28 protein-coding genes are annotated in these 24,670 nt (G+C 66.5%); 6 read left to right on the top strand and 22 right to left on the bottom strand.

The genetic code is table 11. The annotated features are described in order from the left end of the window. Positions 1 to 2: 2 nt before the first annotated feature. The 11 genes from AC5P7E_RS13030 to AC5P7E_RS13080 form a co-directional block, all read right to left on the bottom strand. Positions 3 to 2,450, bottom strand: coding sequence for a phage tail tape measure protein (locus tag AC5P7E_RS13030; protein WP_197596110.1), 2,448 nt, complete (start codon positions 2,448 to 2,450; stop codon positions 3 to 5). A gap of 120 nt (positions 2,451 to 2,570) precedes the next feature. Continuing rightward, entirely contained in the window at positions 2,571 to 2,861 is a 291-nt protein-coding gene (locus AC5P7E_RS13035; protein WP_005412456.1) for a phage tail assembly protein, read from the bottom strand. 80 nt (positions 2,862 to 2,941) lie between these two features. Further along, the gene (locus AC5P7E_RS13040; protein ID WP_005412457.1) at positions 2,942 to 3,445 is read right to left on the bottom strand and encodes a phage major tail tube protein; all 504 of its coding nucleotides are present in this window, start codon (positions 3,443 to 3,445) and stop codon (positions 2,942 to 2,944) included. Between the two features lie 2 nt (positions 3,446 to 3,447). Beyond that, on the bottom strand, positions 3,448 to 4,650 hold the full coding sequence (locus AC5P7E_RS13045; RefSeq protein ID WP_114618868.1) for a phage tail sheath C-terminal domain-containing protein: 1,203 nt from the start codon (positions 4,648 to 4,650) through the stop codon (positions 3,448 to 3,450). Between the two features lie 106 nt (positions 4,651 to 4,756). After that, the gene (locus tag AC5P7E_RS13050) at positions 4,757 to 5,416 is read right to left on the bottom strand and encodes a hypothetical protein (protein WP_111173608.1); all 660 of its coding nucleotides are present in this window, start codon (positions 5,414 to 5,416) and stop codon (positions 4,757 to 4,759) included. A 1-nt stretch (position 5,417) separates the two neighbouring features. Then, positions 5,418 to 7,619 (bottom strand): tail fiber domain-containing protein, encoded by a 2,202-nt coding sequence (locus tag AC5P7E_RS13055; RefSeq protein ID WP_111686946.1) that lies wholly within the window; start codon positions 7,617 to 7,619, stop codon positions 5,418 to 5,420. A 7-nt stretch (positions 7,620 to 7,626) separates the two neighbouring features. Beyond that, on the bottom strand, positions 7,627 to 8,175 hold the full coding sequence (locus tag AC5P7E_RS13060) for a phage tail protein I (RefSeq protein ID WP_231347571.1): 549 nt from the start codon (positions 8,173 to 8,175) through the stop codon (positions 7,627 to 7,629). A gap of 223 nt (positions 8,176 to 8,398) precedes the next feature. Beyond that, complete coding sequence (locus tag AC5P7E_RS13065) at positions 8,399 to 9,295, bottom strand: baseplate assembly protein (RefSeq protein WP_005412462.1); 897 nt, start codon at positions 9,293 to 9,295, stop codon at positions 8,399 to 8,401. 2 nt (positions 9,296 to 9,297) lie between these two features. Next, entirely contained in the window at positions 9,298 to 9,636 is a 339-nt protein-coding gene (locus AC5P7E_RS13070) for a GPW/gp25 family protein (RefSeq protein ID WP_005408332.1), read from the bottom strand. A 52-nt stretch (positions 9,637 to 9,688) separates the two neighbouring features. Next, positions 9,689 to 10,279 carry a phage baseplate assembly protein V gene (locus AC5P7E_RS13075; RefSeq protein ID WP_012479303.1) on the bottom strand — a complete coding sequence of 197 codons (591 nt, stop codon included), beginning with the start codon at positions 10,277 to 10,279 and terminating at the stop codon, positions 9,689 to 9,691. After that, on the bottom strand, positions 10,276 to 10,830 hold the full coding sequence (locus AC5P7E_RS13080; protein WP_114618870.1) for a hypothetical protein: 555 nt from the start codon (positions 10,828 to 10,830) through the stop codon (positions 10,276 to 10,278). Before AC5P7E_RS13080 ends, AC5P7E_RS13075 begins: the two co-directional genes overlap by 4 nt. A gap of 125 nt (positions 10,831 to 10,955) precedes the next feature. Here AC5P7E_RS13080 and AC5P7E_RS13085 point away from each other — a divergent pair, with 125 nt between their 5' ends. After that, positions 10,956 to 11,099, top strand: coding sequence for a hypothetical protein (locus AC5P7E_RS13085; protein WP_158079763.1), 144 nt, complete (start codon positions 10,956 to 10,958; stop codon positions 11,097 to 11,099). An 84-nt stretch (positions 11,100 to 11,183) separates the two neighbouring features. On the opposite strand, the gene AC5P7E_RS13090 is transcribed toward AC5P7E_RS13085, so the two are convergent. From AC5P7E_RS13090 to AC5P7E_RS13130, 9 genes are all read right to left on the bottom strand, one after another. Then, complete coding sequence (locus AC5P7E_RS13090) at positions 11,184 to 11,561, bottom strand: hypothetical protein (protein ID WP_059033345.1); 378 nt, start codon at positions 11,559 to 11,561, stop codon at positions 11,184 to 11,186. After that, entirely contained in the window at positions 11,558 to 12,043 is a 486-nt protein-coding gene (locus AC5P7E_RS13095) for a glycoside hydrolase family 24 protein (RefSeq protein WP_049459412.1), read from the bottom strand. Before AC5P7E_RS13095 ends, AC5P7E_RS13090 begins: the two co-directional genes overlap by 4 nt. Continuing rightward, positions 12,040 to 12,390 (bottom strand): hypothetical protein, encoded by a 351-nt coding sequence (locus AC5P7E_RS13100; RefSeq protein ID WP_043033662.1) that lies wholly within the window; start codon positions 12,388 to 12,390, stop codon positions 12,040 to 12,042. The genes AC5P7E_RS13095 and AC5P7E_RS13100 overlap by 4 nt, the downstream gene beginning before the upstream one ends. After that, positions 12,387 to 12,815: a helix-turn-helix domain-containing protein gene (locus AC5P7E_RS13105; protein WP_223846372.1), complete on the bottom strand. Its 429-nt coding sequence runs from the start codon at positions 12,813 to 12,815 to the stop codon at positions 12,387 to 12,389. Before AC5P7E_RS13105 ends, AC5P7E_RS13100 begins: the two co-directional genes overlap by 4 nt. Before the next feature lie 355 nt (positions 12,816 to 13,170). Beyond that, complete coding sequence (locus tag AC5P7E_RS13110; protein ID WP_043033660.1) at positions 13,171 to 13,554, bottom strand: hypothetical protein; 384 nt, start codon at positions 13,552 to 13,554, stop codon at positions 13,171 to 13,173. 152 nt (positions 13,555 to 13,706) lie between these two features. After that, positions 13,707 to 14,345: a deoxynucleotide monophosphate kinase family protein gene (locus AC5P7E_RS13115; protein ID WP_099481188.1), complete on the bottom strand. Its 639-nt coding sequence runs from the start codon at positions 14,343 to 14,345 to the stop codon at positions 13,707 to 13,709. Between the two features lie 41 nt (positions 14,346 to 14,386). After that, positions 14,387 to 14,614, bottom strand: coding sequence for a hypothetical protein (locus AC5P7E_RS13120; protein WP_099481189.1), 228 nt, complete (start codon positions 14,612 to 14,614; stop codon positions 14,387 to 14,389). A gap of 74 nt (positions 14,615 to 14,688) precedes the next feature. Continuing rightward, positions 14,689 to 14,964: a DUF7696 family protein gene (locus AC5P7E_RS13125; protein ID WP_033835996.1), complete on the bottom strand. Its 276-nt coding sequence runs from the start codon at positions 14,962 to 14,964 to the stop codon at positions 14,689 to 14,691. Further along, positions 14,965 to 17,301, bottom strand: a complete 2,337-nt coding sequence (locus AC5P7E_RS13130; RefSeq protein WP_114618871.1) for a VapE domain-containing protein — start codon at positions 17,299 to 17,301, stop codon at positions 14,965 to 14,967. Between the two features lie 486 nt (positions 17,302 to 17,787). Between AC5P7E_RS13130 and AC5P7E_RS13135 the strand changes: the two genes are divergently transcribed. The 5 genes from AC5P7E_RS13135 to AC5P7E_RS13155 all read left to right on the top strand — a co-directional run bounded on the left by AC5P7E_RS13135 (position 17,788) and on the right by AC5P7E_RS13155 (position 22,669). Next, positions 17,788 to 18,012 carry a hypothetical protein gene (locus AC5P7E_RS13135; protein ID WP_005408344.1) on the top strand — a complete coding sequence of 75 codons (225 nt, stop codon included), beginning with the start codon at positions 17,788 to 17,790 and terminating at the stop codon, positions 18,010 to 18,012. A gap of 11 nt (positions 18,013 to 18,023) precedes the next feature. Continuing rightward, positions 18,024 to 18,278 carry a hypothetical protein gene (locus AC5P7E_RS13140; protein WP_114618872.1) on the top strand — a complete coding sequence of 85 codons (255 nt, stop codon included), beginning with the start codon at positions 18,024 to 18,026 and terminating at the stop codon, positions 18,276 to 18,278. A 210-nt stretch (positions 18,279 to 18,488) separates the two neighbouring features. Then, positions 18,489 to 18,884: a DUF2946 family protein gene (locus AC5P7E_RS13145; RefSeq protein WP_114618873.1), complete on the top strand. Its 396-nt coding sequence runs from the start codon at positions 18,489 to 18,491 to the stop codon at positions 18,882 to 18,884. A gap of 129 nt (positions 18,885 to 19,013) precedes the next feature. Further along, the gene (locus AC5P7E_RS13150; protein ID WP_133050770.1) at positions 19,014 to 21,152 is read left to right on the top strand and encodes a TonB-dependent receptor; all 2,139 of its coding nucleotides are present in this window, start codon (positions 19,014 to 19,016) and stop codon (positions 21,150 to 21,152) included. Positions 21,153 to 21,163: 11 nt separating this feature from the next. Further along, complete coding sequence (locus AC5P7E_RS13155) at positions 21,164 to 22,669, top strand: PepSY-associated TM helix domain-containing protein (RefSeq protein ID WP_114618875.1); 1,506 nt, start codon at positions 21,164 to 21,166, stop codon at positions 22,667 to 22,669. A 9-nt stretch (positions 22,670 to 22,678) separates the two neighbouring features. On the opposite strand, the gene AC5P7E_RS13160 is transcribed toward AC5P7E_RS13155, so the two are convergent. Beyond that, the gene (locus AC5P7E_RS13160; RefSeq protein WP_162792563.1) at positions 22,679 to 23,812 is read right to left on the bottom strand and encodes an MFS transporter; all 1,134 of its coding nucleotides are present in this window, start codon (positions 23,810 to 23,812) and stop codon (positions 22,679 to 22,681) included. Positions 23,813 to 23,823: 11 nt separating this feature from the next. Further along, positions 23,824 to 24,600 (bottom strand): DeoR/GlpR family DNA-binding transcription regulator, encoded by a 777-nt coding sequence (locus tag AC5P7E_RS13165; protein WP_114618877.1) that lies wholly within the window; start codon positions 24,598 to 24,600, stop codon positions 23,824 to 23,826. Positions 24,601 to 24,670 lie beyond the last annotated feature (70 nt).

Below are 24,670 nucleotides of genomic sequence, written 5' to 3' on the forward strand. Positions count from 1 at the left end.
GCTCAGTTCCTGTCTGCAAGGCCACCACGGGCGGCAACCGCGTTGCGACGCTGCAGCTCGTCGGCCGTGCGGCGCGCCACCGCTTCGCTGGATTCGCCTGGCTGCTGGTGGATGGTGATGTGGTTGGTCTGCTGCTGCTGCACCGTGGTGGCGCTGCGCGGGGTGGGCGAAGGCATGTCCGGCGCACGGCGTCCCTGCGCGCCGCTCAGCTCGGCCATGCGGCGGTTCAGGCCATCGTTGTCGTTGGTGCCGACCGCGTACGCCACGCGCGCCATGTCGCCGATGCCACCACCGCCGCGCGCCTTCATGCCGCTGTAGATGTTGGCGGCGCCCACTGCGGTCTGCAGCCCGCCCTCGGCGACCTCCAGCGCTTTGTCGTTGGCAGCCCCTACGCCACCACCAAGCTTGTCCATGAACCAGCCGACGCCTTCGATGACTGGCTTGAGCTTTTCCAGGATGCGGTCGAACGCTGCGGTCGCCTTCTGGCTGATCGACTCCCAGATGTTGCCAAGGGTTTCGTTGATGAAGCCGGCGACGGTGCCGAGCATCTCGCCCAGCCACACCACCGCCCCCACCACGCCGCCGATGACCTGGATCACCAACCGGAAATTGGTCAGCAGCGCCTCACCCACCAGCGAGCCGATCTGGGCGACGCGTGACAATTCATTGCCGGTGTACTGCGCCGGTTCCAGCATCTTCGACAGCCAGTCCCAGGCCTGGCCGATCAGCCCGCTCATGACTTCCCAGGCGGGGCGCAGTGGTTCAACCGCGCGCATCAGTTCACCCATCGCTGCGGTGCCTGCACCGCTCAGGCCTTCCCAGACGCCGCCCAGGAATGCCTTGATCGGTTCCCAGTACTTGCGCACCAGCAGGGCGCCGGCGGTGATGGCGGCGACCGCAACGGCGATGGAGCCACCGCCGATGGCACCAATGGCAGTTGCGACGATGCGGAAACCCGATGCCAGGCGCATGGCCATCGGCCCGAAGCGCCCCAGCTGTGCCAGCAGGCTGCCGCCACGGAACAGCTGGAAGGCCTTCTGCACGCCCAGGATCGGGCCCTGCAGGAAGGTCCAGGCGTAGCGAGCGCCGAGCACAGCCGTGCGCATGCCCAGCATGCCGACCACGATCTGCGTGGTGTTGGCGATCAGCTTCGGGTTTTCCTGTACGAACGTGGTAACCCCGTTCAACAGCTCGGTCAGCTTGACCGCGGCCTCGCCCACCGCGGGCAGCAGCGCCGCACCGAACGCCTTGGACAGGTTGTCCACGGCGATCTTGGCGCCGTCGATCTTCTGCGGATCGGTCTGCATCGCGTCGGCATAGGCCGCATCGGTGGTACCCGCCGATCCATTCAAGGCCTTGTCGCGGACACGGATGTAGGTGTCCCAGTTCTCGATCATGGGCTGGACGAAGTTCTTCGCCTGTGCATCGCTGAACAGGGTGCCGATCTTCTTCTGGTCGCCCGCGGTCGCCTGGATGATTCCCTGCATCGCAGCATCGAAGGGATTGCCGCCGCTGGTCTGTGCATCGCCGATGATCTTGCGCAGATCCAGGTTCAGGCTCTTCTTGGCCTTCTCCTGAATGTCCGGCGAGAGCACCTCGGATATGAAGCTCTTCATGTTGCTGGCGGCCTTGTCGGCGCCACCTGCCGAGTCCAGCGTGGCTTCCAGTGCCGCACCCAGCGTAGCCGCCGCCGATGTGCCCTGCAGCTTCATCGCCTCGAACGAGGAACCCAGCACCGGCAGCACCTGGGCCATGTCCTTCAGGCCCAGGCCGCCCTGCTGGCTGTTCACCACCAGCACGTCCAGCGCGTTCTGCATGCGCGAGGGATCGATATCGAACGACTGCTGCAGGGCGGCCGCAGCTTGGGCCACATCATCGATGCTGGCACCGGTGACGGTGATGGTCCGCCCGACAGCACCGAGGCTGGCCTGGGCCGACTGTGCGTCCATGCCGGCCGCGACCATCAGCTTGATCGATCGCTGCAGATCGTCGGCGCCCTGGTTGGTTGCACGCGATTGCTGCAGGATCGCCTGGCCGAGCGCACTCACCTGCGCGCGGCTGAGGTTGGCTGCCACGCCGATCTGCTGGTTCTGGCGGGCGAAGCCGGAGGCGTTCTCGACCGGCTTGGCCAGTGCGGTGACGGCGGTGCCGAGTGTGCCGCGCGCTGCCTTGAACGAGGCGCCGAGTTTCTCGCGCTTCTCCAGGTTGGCGGTGCGCTTGGCTTCGACACGCTCCAGCGCTTCCTGTGAGGCGCGCAGCGCATCGGCCTGCGCGCGCATGCGGGTGTATGCGGTGCCCGACTTCTTCATCGCGGCGAGCTTGAGCTCCAGCTTGCCGGCTTCATCGCCGAGGCGCTTCACGCCATCATTGGCGAAGGACAATGCGTCCTTCAGCGACTTGGACACCTCGCCGCCGATCGTGATCGTTGTCGTTTGAACGTTATTGGCCATGTACCGGCAACCCCTGAATCCACCAGATGAACTTCGACACCCGCAGCGTCATGATCTCGCGCAGGCCCCAGCCGGTATGTCCGGCCAGGGCGAGCACTCCCTGCCTGATCTGCGGCAGGGTCAGGTGGTAAAAAGCGCGACGCCTGCCTGCAGTCGGGCGTAGTCGCGCAACGGCATCTTGCGCACGTCGTCCGGCGAGATCTCGCACAGGTTGGCGATCATCCGCACCTCACGCTGGGCGTCGCTGCCCTTGTCGTCCTGGTAGCGCTCCATGTCTTCCACGGTCGGCTCGCGCATGCGCAGCACGGCGGTTTCCATGCCATTGACCTGGCGCGGACGGGTGAGGGTGATCTCGGCAAAGCCATCGCGCTCGATGACGGTGTCGGTGGGGGTCTTGGTCTTGCTGGACATGGGTGCGTTCCTGGAATGCGATGCAGTGCGATGGATGCGGGGGCGCGAGGCGCCCCCGGGTTCTTCGGTGCGGCGTGGGCTCAGATGCCCAGCGCGCCGCGGATGCCGGCCAGGACGTCGACGCCACCCTGGCGGGCGATCATGTTGACCACGTCGATCTCCTGCACGACCTGGGCGCCATGGGTCAGCTTGTAGTAGCTCAGCGCCAGGCTGACCTTGATCGTGCCCTTCTCGCCGACCTTGGTTTCGCCACGGTCCAGCAGCTTCACCTTGCCGCGCATGTTGTGCACGACCTGGGTCACTTCGCCGTCGTCGCCTTCCAGCGCCTCGCGGGCGGTGAAGCCGTATTCCTTGCTTTCGATGACGTGGAACTTGCTCATGATCTCCGCGTCGTCGGAGGCGAACTCGACATCGGCGGTCAGCTTTTCATGGCCGAGCACGATCTCGGTCGGGGCGAGCATGCCGCCGGCCTGGAAGTCCTCGGTCTTCAGCGACAGCTTGGGGGCGGTGAAGGACATCACGCTGCCGGCATAACCCTTGCCGTCGACGTAGAAGTTGAAGTTTTTACGGATCTTGCGCGCCATGCTTAGAAGATCTCCGAGACGTAGTTGTTGTTCATGTGCATGCGGAAGGTCAGCTGCTCACCCGGGTAGGTCGGAGTGAAGTCGAAGTCCCAGTAGAAGCGGCCCTGGGCCACGCTGTCCGCTGCGTTCAGTTCCGGGTCGATCCAGCAGTTGCCGCCGAGGATCGCGCCCTGGGTCTTCAGGCCGCGCAGGAAGGCATTGACGCCTTCGCGCACGTCATCGACGTAGGTCTTGCTGATGCCGCGGTCGACGGCCCACAGGTGGGCGGCTTCCAGGCTGTCGGCGATGATGTCGGCGGTGCGCACCACGCACAGGAACTGCCACTTCGGATCGATGCTGGTGGTGCGGTTGCCCCACAGGCGGAAGCCCCCTTCGCGGATGACTGTGGCCACGTTGGCCTGGTTCAGCAGGTTGGCGCGGCTGGTGGCATCGGACAGGCCGAAGTCGATCGCACGCGCGGTACCGACCACGCCGTTGAGTTCCAGGTTCGACGGCGACGCCCACCAGCCGCGCTCGTTGTCGCTGCGGGCGATGGCACCGGCCACGGCACCGGAGGCATGGCGGGTGACGATGGCATCACCGGACTGCACCAGCAGCGCGGGGTCGACCACGTAGACGCGCCTGGAGCCGGTCAGGGCGGCGGTAGACTTGGCAGCGTCGTCGTTGCTGTTCGGCCCATCCTTGATGATCACTGCGCGCAGCTTGTCGGCAATGCCGAGCAGTTCCGCTACGACCGGGTTGGCCAGCACGGCCTCCGGCTTGGCCGGATCGGCCGGGTGCACATGGGTGAAGCCGGGTGCGACCAGGATGCGCGGCTTGACGCCGACGATGGACTTGGCGGCCAGCAGCGCATGCACGCCTTCGTAGGCGCCGGTCTGGGCGTTCACGCCGCCCAGCACGTTGGCCAGGGTGGCGCTTTCATTGGCGCCCTTCTCGACGCGGACGACGACGACGACGGCACTGGACTGGTCGAAGATCGTGTCGAGCGCACCGGGCAGGGTGCCGGCATCGGTGCCGGTGGTCGCCGACAGCTTGGCGGCCTGCGACGGCGAGGTCACCAGTACGGGCGTGTTGACGGGGAACGCTTCGGTGTCGGCCAGCGGTGCGGTGCCGACGATGCCGATCACGCTGCTGGAGGCGATGGCAATCGATCGGGCACCGGTATCGATGTTGACGACCTGTACGCCATGGAGAAATTCGGTCATTCGGGGTTCTTCCTCGGTGTGGGTGTGTGCCGGCTTGTGCAGGCGACGGGGTAATGTTCGGAGAATGTGGCGGTCGCGATAATTGCAGCGGTGGCCCGATGTGCAATCAGTACCAGCCCGAAACGGCGACGTTGGCGTATACGGTTGAAACCTGAGCGGGGCTACCGGAACGACGGAGATGAACGGCTATCTCAACCGTGATGCTCTCGTACATGGAAGATGCCGCAGGAATGCTGATGGATACGGTTGCCGAGCGCGATGTCGCAAGTGAGGAGAATGACGGTGCGCTTGTGCTGAACGAAGCAGCCCCTGTGTTGCTGGCCGTGAACTGCACTTCGTACTGGCTGGGGTTTGCACCCGCCGGTGCCCAGCGACCGGAATCCACCTGGGCGGTGGCATCGTTGCCACCGCCGTAACTGTTGCTGTGGACGGTGAAGTTGCCGTCGGACAGCAGGCTGATCTGCACCGACGCCGTGACATCGCCGAATGAGTTTGTTTTGGCGCCATTGCCGGCTGAGTAGTCCTTGCCATGGAAGGGCGGCCGGTAGCTTGCGGTGCCCCGGGCCGCCCACAGGTTGGACACGTCCATTCCGTTGATGCGATGGCCTACGTCGGCACGCTTGCTGCCGTACTGGATGTGGGCATAGCGGCGGCTCAGGTCGCCGCCGCCGATACGGCGGCCCGAATCCTGCGCCAGTGGACCTTCAACGTACGGATCGAACAGGTCGTCAAAGTCGACACCGGAAGAGCGATATCCGCTGGGCATGTCAGCGCTCCGCTTTCAGTGCGCGCACTTCAGCGGCCAGTTCCTGGATGGCCTTGGCCATCACCGGCAGCAGCTGGTCGAGCTTGACCGATGCCACGCGCTCGCCCTGGAACTCGACGCCTTCCAGGTCGACCGCTTCCGGCACCAATTCGGCCAGCTGCTCGGCGACGAAGAACAGGCGACGGCGACCGTCGTCGTTGTATTCGGGCTTGTAGTGACCGGCCGCCAGTTCCATCTTCTCTACAACAGCCAGACCGTAGGAGAGTTCGCCATCGATGTTCTTCAGCTTGCGCGAAGATCCGAAGTCGTAACCACCCGTCGTAGTGAGCGCGCCGTTACCACCAAGGATCATTGCTGCACCCATGCTGTTCGGATAGGTGCTGATGCCCCACTGCATGGTGCCGGCGGCCATCCACCATCCACCCTGGATGGAGTTGTCCAGCATGCCGAATCCGCCGCCGAATGAACCCTCCGAAGTGAAGCCAAAACCTGTGATGCCGGTGGCGGGGTTAGTGAACTCCGGCGTAGTGGTCACTTGTCCCGAGTTGGACATGCGGATACCACGTCGCAACGAGGGGTTGTAGAAGTGGAAGCCGTTGCTGATCGCATGCATCTCCGCGAAGCTGCTGCTGTCACCGGTGACGGCTTCAATCGTTGTACGTGGATAGCCGTTGAGAGTCTGCGAGTGGAATCGGATGCCTGGCTGGGAATCGCCCGCAGCACGGAACAATGACGGCCCGCTCGCGAAAATTCCGGAGTTGAAGTTGTGCCGCGTGCCGTAGTAGTTCATCGGCACATATGCATCGACAGCTGGGTTGGTACCCATGATGCACGGGAAGCCGTCCCCGGAAACAGTGATGCGAACTTTATTGCTGGCTGCCGGGCCAGCGGTGATGTGCGAGAGATTCTTCAACTCGCCGGTCATCGTGTCGCCGGCTTTGCTTACCTTGCTTGCTGGATCGAAGTTTCCACTGGTCCAGACAGTGCCGCCCGCGTTGAGCATGGCGGTGTATCCGCCTGCCGCGTTGGCGAAAGTGAAGTTCGAGCCGTTCTTGAAAATGTAGGAGTTGGTATCGCCGAGCACGAGTACGCCGTCATTGGCCACACCATTCCATCCATAGGAACGAAGCGAGTTTCCATTCACGCCGACGTGTCCAGTGAACGTCCCGCCACTCTTGTCCATCTTCGCTTCAGGCGCGAAGTTCCCGGCATGCCACATCACCGATCCATTCCAGCGCGGGCCATCACCATGCTTGATGGTTATCTCGCTGCTGGCGCTGCGGTCCGCGCTCCACACGCGCCACAGGCTGGAATTTGCCCAGCCACCAATGAAGGACTGCTCGGCACCGGCGGCACCGAAGCCCAGCAACGGATACGTGCCGCTGATGAACTGCTGGTCGGTGAACGTGTTGCCGCCCCTGGACGCCTTGCCATCCAGTGCCGACTGCAGCCCGGTCACATCAGCAATCACATGCTTGTGGCCCACGGTGGCGAAGTCACCGGCCAGGGCGAACTCGGAGGCGTGCTTGCCATCCAGGGTGTCGGCGTCCAGGCCGTTGCCATGCCCGGTGTCCTTCAGCGCGGCGCTCTTCAGTTCCAGCGCAGTGCGCGCCGCCGCGGTGTTCGCCGCAGACAGCAGTGTCTTCGCCAGCGCGGTCGGGGCGCTGGCGCCGAAGCGCTTGTCGGTGTAAGCACGCATGCCACGCGGAGTCACCACGCGCTGGGTGTCGGTCGCATCTTCGGCTTCGGTGCTGGTGGCCAGCTCGACCACGCCGACGACCTCGGTGGTGGCCGGTGGATAGAGGAAGCCGGCATCGCCGAACTGGATCTGCGTCGTGTCGATCCCGCTGAAGCGTGTGTCGGTGGCCAGCAGCAGCATCGATGCGGCCGACTTCTCCATGATCGGATCGGCCTGGCCGTAGCTGGCGAACAGCGTACCGTCAGCCAGGTACAGGCCGAAACCGCGCAGCGTGTAGGAGGTGGCGCTGTCATCGCGGATGGTGACGTGCACGGTGTCATCGCCCACGGCCTGGCCGCCGAAGGTGGCGACGCGCTTGATCTCGCCGGGCAGTGCGGTGAGCCCCGCCGACGGCACGAAGGCGGTCGAGGTCAGGCCGATCTGGGTGATCAGGACGGCGTTGGTGCCGGTGTTCGGCGGATTGACCAGCTTGGCGAAGCCGGCATCGGTGATTTTCAGGCGCATGCGGGGGTTACTCTCCGATCAGTTGAAGGCGGCGGAAGGCCGTGGCGTGGGCGGCTGCAAGTGCGCCGATGGCGGCGTCGGCCTGCATGCCCTGGGTAAAGGTGAAATGCGAGCGCACCGGCTTGGTCCGGGTGATTTCGCCGATGACGTCCTCCACGAACATCGCCGTGGCGGACTGGCCATCCTGGTTGGCGATGGTCATCACCGCTTCGAAGGTGTGCGGCGCGCCCCTGGGCTGCAGCTGCCACCACTCGCGGATCAGCACCGAGCCGCCGAAGGCGGCCACCACGTCGCGCACGCTGCCGGCGGTGCCCTTGCGTCGCTGGATGGCGATGGCCGTACGCACCCGGGCGCGCTTCACGGCCTCGGGCCAGTAGGCCTTCCATTCGTCCACCGACAGCGCCCAGGCCAGCCAGGGCAGCAGTGCGGTCGGACAGCGATCGGCATCCCACAGCGCGGTGATGTCCACCGGCAACGGACGTACAACGATGGCGCGGGCAAGCGCGCGCTCGGCACGGGTGGCGTTGGCGGGTAGCAGCTTTGCCGCCGAGGGCACCACCACCTGGGCGTCACCATCGATGACCTCGCCGGGCGCCGGTGCAGCGGCCAGGGTGACCCTGCTGCCCTCGATGACGCTGCCCTGCAACGGCTGCCGCCCCCGTGCATCGGTGCGGTACACCGCCTGCAGGCTCGCCAGCGTGCCGCCGGGGTGGCGGAAGGTGCGGTTGCGGCCATCGATCGCGCCGCGCAGGCGCGCGTTGATCAGGCGCGTGCTCGGCTCATTCATCGGTGCCGCCGTGGGTCAGAGTCACGCCGGCGCAGTGGGTGGCCTGGGTTCGGTCCACCACCACATCTGCAGCCGGATGGACGATCTCCACGCGCTGCACGCCCTCGGCATGCAATGCGGCGAACAACCCCGAACGGGTGACATCGCGGCCGAGGCGATGTGACTCGCTGATGTAGCGGTCCAGGCGGGTGCGCGCTTCGGCAAGCACGACCTGCGAATCCGGGCCAGCAAAGGTGAACAGCGTGGCGTCGACCGAGTAGGTGACGATCGTGGCCGGCTTCACCAGCACGTGGTCGGTCAGCGGTCGCACGTCATCGGCGCTCAGCTTCGCCTCGACGATGTCCAGCAGCCCCTGGGTGGCGGTTCCATCCGCTTCGCGCGACAGCACCGAGACCACCACTTCGCCGGGGGCGGGACTGGTCGCACTGGCGTCGAGCACGCGCGGGTCGGCGCTCAGCGCATGGAATACATAGGCACCTTCCGGCCCCGCCACGCTGAACCCTTCCGGGCCCAGCTGGATGCGGCGGCGGAAGTCCTCATCGCTCTCATATCGCGGTGGAATGCCTTCCTGCGGCCTGCCCGGGTCGAGCACCTGGCGGGCGACGCCGAAGATCGCGGCGAGGTGGTCCAGGTCGCTGCCACCGGCATAGGCCAGCATCACGCCACGCGCGGCGTCGTTGACACGCTGGCGATCGAGCAGGCGCAGGTAGGTGCAGACCTCCAGGATCTTGAAGGCCGGGTCCGACGGCAGCAGCGCGTCGAAGGTGGGATCCAGGGCCTGCAGTGCGGTCAGCGATTCATCGAACATGGCTTCGAAATCGAGCACTTCGATGACCGCCGGTGCAGGCAGCTGGGACAGATTGACACTGGTGAACGAGCCGGATGCCACGGTTAGCGAACCTCGATTCCTTCGATGGTGATGGCCTCGCCGTCCGGCAGGTGGATCCCGGTCACTGCCAGGATCATCACGCCGGGGGCGGGGAGGGAGACGTCGACGTTCTCGACGTGGAGACGCGGTTCCCATCGCGCCAGCGCGTCGACGGTGGCCGCGATCAGGTCCATGCGCAGCGAGCGGTTGGTCGGCGCATCGATCAGTTCGAATACGCGTGAACCGTATTCGCGGCGCAGTACGCGGGAGCCAAGGGGCGTGGTGAGAATGTCACGCACGGACTGGTGCAGATGGGCGAGCCCATCCAGTGATTTGCCGGTGTTGGCGTCGATTCCTCGCATGGCCTCTATCGTCGTGGAGTGCGGTTTTTCAGGGCATTGCAGGCGTGGCCGCTCAGGCCTGGGCCGGCGTGGTCGGGGCGGTTGGGCCCTGTGCGGTGTGCGTGTGTGCCTTCAGGCCGATGGCACCGGCCTTGACCTCGCCCGGTGTGCTGATGTCCTTGCCGGCGCTGATCGCGCCGCTGACATCCAGATCGCCGGTGGCCTTGATCGAGGGTGTATCGAGCACGATCGATTCGCTGGCGATCACCTGTGCATTCGCGCAGGTGACGATGACCTTGCCGCTGCCGACATGGACATTGAGCGTGGTGGTTTCCTGGTCGTACTCGACGCTGCTGCCGTCGGCGAACTCGGTGCGCTGCCGCAGGCGCGAGTCGGCCGGCGGCGGAAAGCGGTCCTGGTACAGGCTGCCGAGTACCAGCGCCTGGCCCGGGTCGCCATAGGGGCACGCCAGTACGACCTGCTCGCCGGGTTCGGGTGCGCACCAGCTGCGCATGCCCGGTCCGGCGCGGCGCTCCAGCCAGGGAATCCAGTCGGTAAGCATGCCGTCGGCATCGACGCGAACGCGTCCGTTTGCCTCGTCCAGTTCGCGTACCACACCGATCATCAGCAGGTTGCCGATCAACCGCGCGTGTTCGGCGCTCATGGTGCGCGCTCCGGCAATGGCTGGTAGCGGGACTCATGGACGCGGCCGATCTCCGGCGCGAAGCTGTAGCACGCCTGCGGCACCACGCCGCCAGCGTCGTCCCAAGGGTTGTCGCCCAGCGCGACCGGCAGTGACCACTCGACGATCCAGGTGCGCAGGCCCGGCTGTGCCGCCGCGGGGTCTTCCGGCAATGCTGCAATCACATTGATCGCACCGCTGGCAACGCCGGGGAAGCGGCCGAGCTGGTGCAGCCAGGTCGCCAGGGCGAGGGCCGCGTTGCGCAGCTGCAGCGCTGTGGTTGCATCGGTCGCCGGCAGCGCAATGCGCGCTTCGAAGCGAAGCGTGGCCTGCAGCAGGCCACTGCCATCATTGTTGTCCCTGCTGCGGTCACAGCGGGTCATCGCCAGCAGACAGGCCGGCAGGGGCATCCCCTCAGCGTTGGCCTCGCGATGGAACTCGACGCTTGCAAACCCCGGAAAGCGTGCGCGGATAGCGGCTTCGATCGCGGCAATCAGCGGATCGAGCGTGGGAGGGAAGGAATCGTTCGCCATGTCAGCTCATGCAGGGAAGGAAGGAGGGGCGTAGCGCTGCAAGGCGCGCACGGTCTGCAGCCAGTGTTGCCATCACCGCAGTGAGGCGGCATTGCAGGCGTGGCCTTGTCCGGAAGGCTCAGTGCGTGGGAGTGGCACTGCTGCCGCAGTCGGCGGGTGCTGCCGGCGCGGCGCCATTGATGGTGATGCCGCGCTGGCTGCCGAGGCTGCACAGCAGCGCACTCAGCTGGTCGGCCAGCGCGTGGTACTGCTGTGCGACCGCAACGTGATTGCGCAGCAGCGCGTCATCGCTGGCTGCGTGCAGGTCCGGCAGGCGGGGTGGGGGAAGCAGCTGGGCAGGTGCGATGCTGAGGTCAGCGCGGCAGGGCGTGGCCGGCGTTGGCCTCGCGCCAGATGCGCACGAACTCAGCGTCAGCGTCGCCGCGATCACGACCAGGAGTCTTGGCATGGGTCTCGATGTCCCGTTGCAGGGTGTTGAACTGTTCGGTGTGCCGGGCCTGGTGGGCCAGGCGCTGTGATTCGGCCTGCGCGCCTGCGGCGCTGTTGGCGAGGGCCTGCTGGTGCGCGCGCTGGACTGCATCGGTGCGGGCCTCCTGCTGCGCTGCCCGGGTGGTGGCAACGGCAAGGTCCGCAGTGCGGTCGCGCAGGGTCCATCCCAGCCAGGCGCAGCTCGCGTGGCTACCGGCAAGGACCAGCAACCCGATGCCCAACCTCAGTCCCGCGGGCGTCACTGCAGGGCTCCGCCGGCGGCACGGTACGCCGCGCGCAGTGTTTCCAGTGCGTGCTCCTTCTGGCCGTAGCCGGCGCCCGGCAGCGATGCCCAGATGCGCCGGGCCGCGGTGACGGCGGCATCGAAGCGTCCCAGCCGGATCAGCTCGTAGGCACCGCACTGTTTCAGCAGGGCGACTGCTGCACGGTCCTGGGAGACTGGCCCGAAGTCAGGCAGACCCAGTCGCGCGCGCAGGTCATCCCAGGTGCTGCGCAGGAACTGGTAGCGGCCGGCGGCGCTGGATTTGATGCCGTAGCGCGGCAGCGACACCAGCACGCGGGGATGGTCGCGGTAGTCGGTGAACAGCTGGCCACCGACGATGACGTCGTAGCCGCGGTCACGCGAACGCTGGCTGGGTATATCGGTGCCTTCGGACACCGCCAGCATGTCCAGGAACGCAGCAACGTTGGTGCCACCGAGGGCGCTGGCTGCAGCGGCGGTCATGCGGCGGCCCCCGGCTGCTTGCGCACCAGGGCCAGCAGGGCGTCTATCTGTACGCTCTGCTGGGCGATCTGTGCACGCAGGGCGCTGACTTCACCGCGCAGCTGCCCGATCTCCTGGGCCATTGCCTCGCGCTCGTGCATCAGCCCATCAGCGCGTGTACGTTCGGCCGCGAGCTGTTCCTGAAGGGTGCGCAGGGTGTTGCTGGTGGCTTCATCGGCGGTGCGGTCGACCTTGGCCGATGACAGCCACTGGCGCAGCCACAGCGACACTGCGATCAGCACGCCCGAGGTCCCGCCCAGGTACTTGGCCCAATCCGGCACGCCGGCCAGCAGGTCGCTCTCGTTCATGCGCGTGCGTATCCCTTGAGCAGGGCCGGGTGGACAGCCGGTGGCAACGCGGTGCGCGCACCGCGCAGGGCGCGCTTGATGGTGGTCTGTGAGACGCCGAACTCACGCGCGACATGGTCGCGTGGCATGCCGCTGGCGACCGCGCGGGCAATCTGCTCGCGGCGTTCGTGCGCGCCGGCAGCGAAGCAGGATGCCAGGAACAACAGTTCGCCGCCGAAGTGCGCGACCAGCCGCTGGGCGACGTCGTGGCCAAGGATGTCGATCAGCCGGTGCTGGTCGGGCAGGGTTGAGGGTACGTAGACGATGACGCGGTGACGGCCGGTGGTGCTGGAGGTGGTCGGCGGCCAGGCACGCACCAGCGTGAGGGCTGCGGATTCGCCGATGACCTCGGCCAGGGTCTGGATGCTGTCGGGCAGGGCGTTCATGGAGGATGTCTTCAGTGGCATTGATCTCCACTGTTGCCATCCCGCATGACCAGTCAACACCTTTCATCTACTTTTATATCGGTGCGCTGAAGACGTTCAGTCGTGCGTGAGGAGGGGGGAGGAGCACGACACGCCTGCTTGCAGTGAGCCGAATCCGCTTGCTCTGGCCGCTGGTGTTTTTCTGTGCATCCGTACTCGTTGTCCTCACCTGGCAGGAACAGAGGCAGATCAAGGGGATGGGGCAGGTACAGGGTGAGGACGGCCACCTGCCACACAGCCTCATGCGCTGTGTACTGGCCGGAAACGAAAAAGCCCCGGACGATGCCGGGGCTTCAGGACTGCGGGGGGCGCTGGATCAAAGATCGAACACCAGGTTGCCGCCGGTCTTGCGGGGGATGTACCCGGCGTCGCGCAGCCAGCGTGCCGCGTTGACCTGGTCCATGCGCTTGACCGGGAAGCGGTTGGCGAACATCAGGAAGCGCGCCACGGTGATCGACTCGCCCTTGCCCTTCAGGGCCGCAAGGGTTTCGACGAACCATGGCGCGGGCGGCTGCTGGCTGCCCGGGCGGGCCACGGTACGCGCCTGCTGGGCGCTGCCTGCGCCTGCCCGGGCAGTGGCCAGCGTGCACAGCGAGATGAAGATCGCATCCAGGCTCACGGTGTCCTTGCTGCCCTTGGGCTGGGACTTGAACAACTCGATGGCCTTCAGGCGCGTCGACGTGAACTGTTCGACCTCCATGGCGTTTCCTCTTTGCGAAATGGGTTGGGGATGCAGGGTGACGACAGGTGTCGTCGGTGATGGGGGATGACCTTACATCATTTTCGCCGATGATGGGTCGGGGCCTGCGCTGGGTTCGGGGGATGGACCGGATGGCGGGCCGGCATTCCGGATCAGATCACACCGCGCGAACGCAGCTGGTCCAGCGATCTGCGGACCAGATCGGCCGCGGTGCTGTCGTTGTCGACTTCGATGTCGACCAGCTCATGCGGCAGCGGCTGCTCGCTGGCATGAGGGTCGCTGCTGCGATGGCCTGGGCGATTGACGCGGATCACGACACCACCACGGCGCCGGATCGCGCGGGCCTCATTGGCGAAGCGGACGTCGGGTACCAGCCCGCCCTCGGGCAGGCGTGCGAACAGCGAGCGTACCCACAGCTCGGGATGGACGCGGTCACGCCCCCACTCGGTACCGGCGGTCTGCATCAGGTGGCGCGGGGTGAGTTCGGCCAGCCAGTCGATGGCGTCCTCCTTGCGGCTGTCCAGTTCGTGCAGGGAGAGCCCGAGGAGGGAGGCGACCAATTGCCGCAGCGGGGCCGCGAAGCTGTCGCATGGCAGTGACAACGCCGACGCCAGTCCATTGGCGAGTGTGTCCTTGCCCGAGCGCTTGCTGCCGGCGATGCCGATGTAGAGCGGCACACGAGAGCGTGGCGCCGGCCGCAGGGCGATGCTGCCCAGTGCAGGGCCGGCACGGAACGCGGCCAGTGTGTCGGCAATCAGGCGATGACCGCTGTCGAGGGAGGCGGGAATCATGCGGAATCTACTCCTGGAGAAATGCGGCAGGTGCCGGAGGATCAGGAATCGCGACCGGCGATGCTGCGGGCGCGGAGGATGCGCTGGGTGATGCGTCCGCCCCGGGCCGCTGCGGCGATCGGGTCAAAGCACAACATGGCGGTGCGGGTACGCCGGCCGGCAGCAAGGTGGTCGCGGATGGTCCGCTCGGACAGCACCGGTACCCGCTGGTGGATCTGCTGCACGGTCAGCTGCTCACCTTCGAAGGCATGCAGTCGGGGACGGGACATGGCGGAAGCGCTCCTGGAAGGTGGCGGGCCGATACCGGCATCTTGCCCCTGTAGACGCCTCTAGTCAACACCTTTCATCTACTTGCATCATGGTGCGGTTGGGCGGGCGGGCTGGCGATCCACAGCCGCAATGCCGCTGCTGCCAGGCGCTCACGCTCAACCGGGCCGCGTGCGGCCAGGACACCCTCGAGATACTGTTGGCGGTGCCGGCGCGGACTGACCACCGTCCAGCGCCCGTCGGTGCCCACGCGCCGGTAGCCGTCCAGTTGCAGCAGGCGACGTGCTTCGCAGTGCAGGCGCCAGTCGCCGCTGCTGCTGTCAACGTCGCGACCATCATGGAGGCGCGGCATCTAGAACGGCCCTGCCGCGTGCTCGGCCAGACTGCGTTTGCGCTGTGGCATCAGCCAGACCTTGGCGCGCTCCTTGCCCACCACGCGGGTGCGCACACCATGCCGCTTCACCACGTAGGCGGCGGCCTCGTTCACCTCGCGACGGTTGGGCCTGTCGATGCCCACCGCGATGACGATCTCGGTGGCGCGGTAGTGCGCGCTCCAGTACTCGGCAGGGAGCGACCAGTCGAAATGACGATCGATCAGTTCGGCGATCGGCGAGATGGGCTCGTGTTCGCTGTTGGTGGCATTGAGCGCATCCAGTTCCTCGGCACTCAAGTGCCAGGTCTCGCCACTGCAGTACAACGCATGGGCCTCAGCCCAGACCTGCTGCATGTCGATCCGCGCCGGTTCGCCCAGCGCCACGGCGTGCACGGTCCACCAGCGGGTGTTGCCGGTGGCATCGCGGAGGAAGCGTTCGTCGTTGACACTGGCAAACAGGATGGTGCGCCGCGCATAGCGGGATTCGGTGCGCGCGTAGGGGCGACGGATCTCGTCATGGCTGCGCGAGATGAATGATTTCAGTGCCGCGATATCGGTACGGCGGAAGGTGGCATCGACTTCGCCCAGTTCGACGATCCACTTGGAGATGACCTGCTTGACGCTGTCCTTGTTGGCCGGATCGAGCACCACCCCGTCGGCGATCAGTTGCAGCTCTACCGGCGCCAGCTGCCGCGCCCAGCGTGTCTTGCCCAGGTTCTGTTTCGAAACGAACGTCAGCACGCCGCGCGCGACCACGCCATCGGGCTCAAACGCCGCGGCCACGCCGGAGATCAGCCAGCGCCGCATCAGGACTTCCTTCAGCACGCGGCCGTCGGCCATGTGCGTGGGCTTGGCTTCCTGCACGGTATCGAAGAACGCCTGCAGGCGGGACTGGCCATCCCACGGCCGTGAGGTGATCCAGCTGGCGACCGGGTTGTAGGGATTGGCTTCGGCCACCTGGCACAGGTTGGTCTCGAAGCTGGCGGTGGCCATGCCGGCGCGGTGCATGCAATCCATCACTTCGCCCGCCGCGACCTCCTTGGCGTTGTCCACGGTCGTCTGCAGCCCAGGGACCAGAATCTCGAGATCCTTGCGGATGACGTTGTAGCGCACGGTCACACCGGTACGACGGCACAGCTCGGCCAGGTTGCGGGCGGTTGGCAACGGCCGCCCGCGCGCGTTGGTATCGGGAAACGGGGTGAAGGCATCGAATGCGGACAGGTTGCCAGGCACCTGGTAGCGCGCGCTGGCCGATGACGGCGCATCGTCCAGTGCCACGTCGTCGCCCACTGCCGGCGGCATGGGGGGCAACAACTGGGCACGCACGGTGTCCAGCCCCTCGCGCAGATGCAGGTCGTTGAAGTCGGTAGGGCGGTCATCGTCGCCATGCAGCGTGGCGAACTCGGGCCAGACCACGCGGGCATCGATGTCCGCGGCAGCCTGCGTGGCCAGGGTGACGCCAGGGTTGTCCAGCGGCTGCCGCGTCCACTGATCGTTGTCGGCACACAGCACGAATGACGCGTCCGGCATGGCGCCGCGCCAGGCTCGGGCGACCGCGCCAAGGTTGCCTGCATCCCAGGCCACCACCACGCACCAGCCCGTGGCCTGGTGGATGGATCCGGCGGTGGCATAGCCCTCTGCAATGGCGATCGGTTGGCCGGTAACCGGCTTGCCGATGACATGGAAGCAGCCCTGCTTGCGGCCACCGGAAAGGAAGTCCTTGTCGCGGCCAAGTGCTGGATCCACGCGGGGAAAGATCGCCTGCAACGAGACGATACGGCCCGCGCTGTTCATCACCGGTACCAGCAGGGCGCTGTTGATGTGGCGGAAGACAAGGCCATCGCTGTTGCGCACCGGCCATGGCGCCACACGCAGGCCATGTGCATGGATGCCCTTGCGTACGAGATAGGGGTGGTGGGCATCGGCAGGAATGGCTCGGTTCCACAGCACGTTGGCCGCCCTGGCGGCGGCGTCCTCGCGTTCGCGCTGATGCCGTTCGCGCTCGCTGCGGGCCGCCTCCTGGCGTTGCCTGATGGCACGCTGCTCGGCGGCGCTCAACGCGGTCGGCGATTTCGCGCACCAGGCATGGCGGGTGCCGGTCCGCCAGCTGCCGAACTCGCCGGCCGGCACGTGGTCTCCAAACAACACCGCCCAACCATTGCGCGTGCCACGACGGTCGCCTTCCACATGGAAGCGCACCAGCGTGCCATCGGCGTTGAGCGCGTCGCGGCCGCGCGCGTCCGGCACGATGCCGTGCGCGTGCATGGCCTGCAGGAACGCGGGAACGATGTCCTGCGTGGGATGCGGTGTGTGCATTCGACAAGGCCCCTGGGAACGTGGATCGGTCCACCGCGGCCGATGGCGGCCAACGTGCTGTGCAGTGTCCGGCGTGCGCAGGTCACGCAGCGGCCGACCGACGCAGTGTGGTCAGGATGTGATGGGAGTGGTGATACGGTCATGGTGTCGGAACGGGGCTTCATTTGCAACACCTTCCAACACCTTGCATCCCTGACCGCGATGGCGCCACCCAGTACGCGTTGGATCTGCGATGGCGTTCGCAGATCACTGTGATCGTGCCGATGCGTCGCAGTTGGCGAGAACCGGTTTTCGGATGATGCGATCGCCGTCAACGACGGCCCATCGTTTCTCTCCATCGCGCCTTCGGGCGCCCGTGCACAAGGAGCCTGCATGCCTGAAATCCACTGCAACCACGAACGCCGATCCGCCGCGGAATCCGCGTCGTTGACCGTCGTTGCGACGTTCTCAACCGGTGCGACCACCCCTCGATAAAATACAACCCGCATGACGGACACCATCGACGAAGCGCAGGAAATGGAAGCGCGCCACCTGCAACGCGCCCTGGCCCAGCACGCAACGCGGGCCAGCAACGTTGCCCCTCTCACTCCCATGGGGGAATGCCACAACCCGGACTGCAGCGAGGACTTCGACAACGATCCGGCAAGACTGTTCTGCGGGCCTGCCTGTGCCGAGCGTTTCGAAGCCATCCATCAACACCGCAACGCATAGGAACAGGGGACATGTCTCTGAACAGCAACGACGCTGGCTTCACCGAACGCATCGCCGGTTTATCGGCCGAGCTCGCCGTGCTGGTGAGCCTGGTGGAGAACCACATCCATCTGCAGCTGGCTGATCTGGCCGACTCGGGTGATCTGGATGCACAGGAGCGATTTGCGGTAGCCGATCCGGAGCGCTGGTTGGAGAACGCCCGCAACAGCCTGCAGGCGGGTTTCATGTTCCTGGAGCGCGCGGTGCAGCAACCGGCGCGGTTCTAGCGATGTGATGCGGGGACGGAAGGGGCCGTATGGGTGCCTTCCGTCCCCCTTGGTGTCATGGAGAGCGCTTGCGTCCGTGGCTGCGTCATAACGTCGCACCACCCTTCTGGAAATCCTGAACGTGGTCCAGGGTTGGCGGCAGCCCCGTAGAATGGCGGCGTGCGTCGTTCTGTCCTCCACCGCCGGTTCCAGTCCCTGGCATGGCTTGCCATGCTGCTGGTGCTGCTCGCCCCGTTGGTGAGCCGTTGGCTGGCGCACGGTCACGTGGCTACCGCTGCGCCGGTGGCGGCGATGGACCATGCGATGCACGCAGACCATGCGCAGCACGCGATGGACGGGCACCACGACCATCACGCGATGGCGATGCAGCACGGCGAATCGACGCCGAAGCCGGTTGCCGATCCACATGCCGACCATGAGATGGGCGTGGATTGCGATTACTGCCTGATCGCCGCGCGGCTGATCACCCTGCTGGTGGCGGCATTGCTGCTGTTGGCGCCGATGGCGCCGGTATGCCGCGCGTTGCGCGGTGCGGTGCGGGCGTTGCCGCAACGGATCAGCGGCACATTGGGAGCGCGTGGGCCGCCGGTCTTCATGGCTGTCTGAGCCCTGCGCGCACGCCTTTGGATTGATTTTCCCAAGCTGCCAGGCATGGCCTGGCACTACTGCGTGCGCGTTCCCCGAACTCCCTGAGCTGCCCTGCCACTGCGGGGTGGCCCTGCATGCCGTGAACAAATGAAAACCAACCCCAACTCCGCGCGCCTGCGCAGGGCGGCGCTGCCTGCGCTGTGCATGTCCCTGCTGCACGCCGTGCCCGCCCTTGCCGCCGATGCGGCACCACCGACCACGCTGGATACCGTGCGCGTGGTCGATACCCGCAGCGGCGAGCTGTCTTCCACCTCCAGCGCAGGCTCTGCGTTGGGCCTGAGCGTGCTGCAGACACCGGCCAGCCTGACGGTGATTTCGCGCGGGCAGCTGGAACAGCGCGGCGACACCAACCTCAATGATGCGATCAGCCGCGCCGGTGCGATCAGTGCGATGCCGCACCCGGGCAACGGCCTGAGTGCGCTGTCCAGCCGTGGCTTCACCGATGGTGCCTCGGTGATGCGCCTGTATGACGGGCTGCGCCAGTATGGCGGCGTGGGCATCACCTTTCCGTTCGATACCTGGTCCATCGAGCGCATCGAAGTGCTGCGCGGTCCGGCCTCGGTCATCCATGGCGATGGTGCCATTGGCGGGGTCATCAACATCGTGCCGAAGAAGCCGACGCGCGGTGCCATCGAGAACGAGATCAGCGTGACCGTGGGCAGCGAGGACACCGCACGTCTGGGCTTCGGCAGTGGCGGCGCGCTGACGCCCGAGCTGGCCTACCGGCTGGATGTGAGTGGCAACTACGGCGGTGGCTGGGTTGATCGCGGGCGCAGTAGTGATGCCACCTTCTCCGGCGCACTGCTGTGGCAACCGCGTGCGGATCTGCAGCTGTCGCTCACCCATGCGGAAGGCTATCAGCAACCGATGCGCTACTTCGGCACGCCACTGGTGGATGGCCGCAAGCTGGAGGCGCTGCGCCACCGCAACTACAACGTGGAAGACAGCGACATCCGCTACCGCGACCGCTGGACCCAGCTCGATGCGCTGTGGACGCCGAACGCAAGCGTCGAATGGCGCACGCGCCTCTACCAGATCGACAGCCAGCGCGATTGGCGCAATGCCGAAGCCTACGTCTACAACCGCGCTACCGGCTTGATCGATCGCTCAGGCAATACCGAGATCACCCACGACCAGGACCAGACCGGGTTGACCTCGACGCTGAGGGTACAGGGGAACATTGCGGGCCTGGCCAACAGCTTCGCCGTGGGCCTCGATGCCAACCGCGCGCACTTCAAGCACACCAACAACACCTATGCCGGCAGCTCGGGCCCGGTCGATCCGTTCGATCCGGTGCCGGGCCAGTTCACCAGCGACGCGCCGAACCTGCCGCGCTACCGTAATCGTGCCGAGCAGTACGCGCTGTTCGTGGAAGACCGCTTGGCGCTGAGCGAGCGCTGGTCGGTGCTGGGTGGGCTGCGCCACGACCGCGCGCGCATTGATCGTACCGATCTGATCAGCGGCCAGAACGCGTTCTCGAAGACCTACCGCAGCACCGGCTGGCGTGCAGGCACGGTATTCGCGCTGCAGCCGACGTTGAACCTGTATGCGCAGTACTCGCAGGCGGCGGACCCGGTGAGTGGCCTGTTGATGATCAGCCCGGCCAACGGTGCCTTCGACCTGGCCAAGGGACGGCAGGTCGAGGTGGGCCTGAAGCAGGCATTCGACGGTGGCGAGTGGACCCTGGCGGCCTATCGCATCCGCAAGACCGGCTTGCTCAGCCGCGACCCGCTGGTGCCGGATCGCCGGGTACAGGTGGGCGCGCAGACCTCGCGCGGCATCGAGGCATCGCTCAACTGGGCCTTCGCGCCGCGGTGGTCGCTCGATGCCAACGCCACGGTGCTGAAGGCCGAGTTCGAGGACTTCCTGGAAACCACCGGTTCGCCGGCGGTGCTGGTGTCGCGTGATGGCAATGTGCCACCGAACGTGGCCGAGCGCCTGGCCAATGTGTGGCTGAGCTGGCAGTTCGCACCGGACTGGAGTGCGGCGGGTGGCGTGCGTTACGTCGGCAAGCGCTACGCCGACAACGCCAACACCTTGGAGCTGCCCGGCTACAGCACCACCGACCTGGCACTGACCTGGCAGGCGGCACCGCGCACGCGGCTGTCGGCGCGGCTGTTCAACGTGTTCGACAAGGCTTACTACGCCACCGCGTACTACACCAGCACGCAGTGGCTGCTGGGTGCGGACCGGCGCGTCGAGTTCACCGTCGACCATCGCTTCTGAGGAGGCTGGCGATGACGTTGCGATCCACCGCCAAGCGCTGGACCTACCTGGTGCACCGCTGGCTGGGCATCGGCGGATGCCTGCTGATGTTGCTGTGGTTTGTCAGCGGCATGGTGATGCTGTTCATTGGTTACCCGAAGCTGACACCCGGTGAGCGGCTGGCGGCGTTGCCGGTGCTGGCTGATGCCCGCGATCTGCAGGGACTGTCGGTACTGCCGGCGGCGGTGCAGGCCGAGCCGGAAAGCGTGGCACTGACCACGCTGCGTGGCGAGCCTGCGTATGTGGTGCGCAATGGCCGCAACGTGGGCGCCTGGTCGGCGTACACCGGCCAGGCGCTGCTGCCGGTGTCGGCACAGCGAGCCGAAGCATCCGCCGCACAGTTCGCGGGCGGCCAAGCCTTCGTCGGCGCGACACGCGTGGACGAGGACCGCTGGACGCATTCGCGTGCGCTGGATGCGCATCGGCCGCTGTACCGGGTTGAAGTGGGCGGCGCGCAGCCAGGGGATGTGTATGTGTCCTCACACACCGGCGAAGTGGTGCAGGACGCACCGCATGTGCAGCAGCGCTGGAACTATGTGGGCGCCTGGCTGCACTGGTTGTACTTCCTGCGCATGCAGTCGGTGGACCCGGTGTGGACGTGGGGGGTGATCGCGCTGTCCGCGCTGTGCACGGTGGCGGCGATCAGCGGCATCGTGGTGGGTGTGTGGCGCTGGCGCTTCCGCGGGCACTACCGCACTGGCGCGAAGACGCCGTACGTCGAGCCCTGGATGCGCTGGCACCATCTGATCGGGCTGGTGGCTGCGGCCTTCGTATTCACCTGGATCTTCAGCGGGCTGATGTCGATGAATCCGTTGGGAGTTTTCAGCAGCACGCGTGAAGCGATCGACAGCGGACGCTATCGTGGCGGTACGGTGGCGGTGGATGGCGCGTTGGGTGAACCGGCGGCGCTGCTGGCGGCCGTCGACGACGCGCGCTTCAAGCCGGTGGAGATCCAGTGGCGACGCATCGATGGTGAGCTGTTCGCGGTGTTGCTGGACGGGCAGGGCGAGACCCGCATTGTGTCCGGCAGTGATGGTCATCTGCAGGTTGCGCGGTTGCTGCCGGCCGCATGGCTGCAGCAGAAGGTGCGGGCGTTGTCGGATGCGCCCATGCAGGGGTACTGGGTCCAGCTCGCAGCGGATGCGTACTTCTACCCGCGTGCACCGGAAGCCATGAACGGCGCAGCGGTACGCCGCTTCCCGGTGGCGGTGGCTGATTTCGGCGATGCCGAGGCGACGCGGGTCTACCTCGATCTGGCCACTGGCGATCCGTTGCTGACGATGGGGCGTCGCGAGCGCGTGGGTCGCTGGCTGTTCTACTTCCTGCACAGCTGGGACCTGCCGGCGATGCTGCGTCAGGACACCGCCCGGCTGGCGGTGTTGCTGCTGCTGAGCCTGGCTGGCGCTGCGTTGTGTGCAACGGCCACGGTGATCGGCTACCGCCGGTTGCGGATGAAGCTGCGGCGCAGGCGGCGCTGATGCCTTGGACTAAACCCGCAGCCAACGTGTGGACACGGCCACCAGCAACAAGGCCGTGGCCACACCGATGAACGCAGCAATCAGACCGAAATGATTGCCGGCAAAGCCGATCAACGCCGGTCCGGCAAGGATGCCGGCAAAGCCCAGCGTGGAAACGGCGGTGATGGCCAGCGCGCCGGGCATACGGGTCTGGTGGCCGGCCAGCGAGAACAGCGCGGGCGCGATGTTGGCGCAACCGAGGCCGACCAGCACATAGCCCGCCAATGATGCCTGCCACGGCGTGACCAGGGTCAGCACCAGCACGCCGGCAGCGGCGAGCAGCGCGCCGAATACGATCGCGCGCTGGCGGCCCACGCGTGCCACCAGTGCATCGCCGAACAGGCGCGCGACCGTCATGGTCAGGGTGAAGGTCACATAGCCGACGCCGGCGAGGCTGGCATCGACGCGACGTACATCGCTGAGGAACACCGCGCTCCAGTCGAGCATTGCACCTTCGCCGAGGAAGGCGACGAACGCCAGCACGCCGATGAACAGCACGATGCCATGCGGCAGGGCCAGCATCGGTGTGTCGTGCGGCATGCGTTCGCTGTGCCAGTAGGTCGCCGACAACAGCGTCACCAGCAGCATGGTGCCGACACCGATCAGCACCGATGCCAAGGGCGGCAACTGTGCGGACAGCAGCACGGTCATGGTGGCCGCGCCGAGGAAGCCGCCAATGCTGAAGAAGGCGTGGAAGCCGGACATCATCACGCGACGCGCCTCGCGCTCGACGATCACCGCCTGTACGTTCATCGTGCAGTCCATCGCACCCACGGCGGCACCGAACACGAACAACACCAGGCCCAGCGCCCACGCCGAGCTGGCCAATGCCAGGCCGGGAACGGCCAGACAGATCAGCAGGCTGCTGGCCACCATCACCCGGCGGCAGCCCAGGCGCGCGGCCAGCACGCCGGACAAGGGCATTGCCAGCAGCGAACCCGCTCCGAGGCAGAGCAGCACCAGGCCCAACGTGGCGTCGTTGATGTCGGTGCGTGCCTTGGCGAACGGCACCAGGGTGGCCCACAACGCGGTGGCGAAGCCGGGAATGAAGAACGCAGCTCGGGTCGCGTGCTGTTCGGCACGCGCGCGGTTGGCAAGGGACATGAGCAATACAGTCAGGGAGGCGTGGGGTGCACCGCGATACCGGCGGCGTGGAAGCGAGCCGCCAAGGCGGGCGGTGCGGTGGTGGTCAGCACCAGGTCGTCGATCTCGTCCAGGCTGGCGATCTGCCAGTTGCCGCGGGCACCGAGCTTTTCAGTGGTGGCGGCGACGATGACACGGCTGCTGCAGGCCACCATCGCGCGCTTCAGCGTGGCTTCTTCCGCATCCATCGCCCACACGCCGGTGTCGCCGTCCACCGCGCAGGGGCCGGGCAGGTACACGTCGGCACGCAGGCGCTGCACCTGGGCCAACGCCTCGGCACCGACCGCACCGCCACCGCTGGCCAGGCGCCCGCCGATCAGCTGCACTGGAGTGCCTTCGAGCATGCTGGCGGCGGTGGCGATCTGCGGGGCATTGGTGATCACCGTCAGCCCGAGAGCGGCCGGCAGCTGCTGGGCGATCGCCAGATTGGTCGAACCGGCATCGAGCAGTACCATCTGGCCGGGTTGCAGCAGCGCGCAGACGCGGGCAGCCAGTTCGGCCTTGTCGCCGCGGTCGCGGGTCAGGCGCTCGCGCAGCGGCCGTTCCTTGGGCGGCGGCAGCACGGCGCCGCCGTAGACGCGCTGGCACAGGCCCTGGGCGGCGAGTTCACGAAGGTCGCGGCGGATTGAATCTTCGGAGACGGCATAACGGCGCGCCAGTTCGGCGGCGACCACGCGGCCCTGCTGGCGCAGCTCCTCGAGGATCTGCCGGGTGCGCTGGGCGGGTAGGGGGCTGGGGTCGGCGCTCATGCCGCAAGTCTGCACGTTCGTGCATAATCGTGCAACAACATGCATTGGTCGGGAGGGCACAGGGCGGCTG

The organism is Stenotrophomonas sp. YJH_SMC_25 (genome assembly GCF_059369595.1).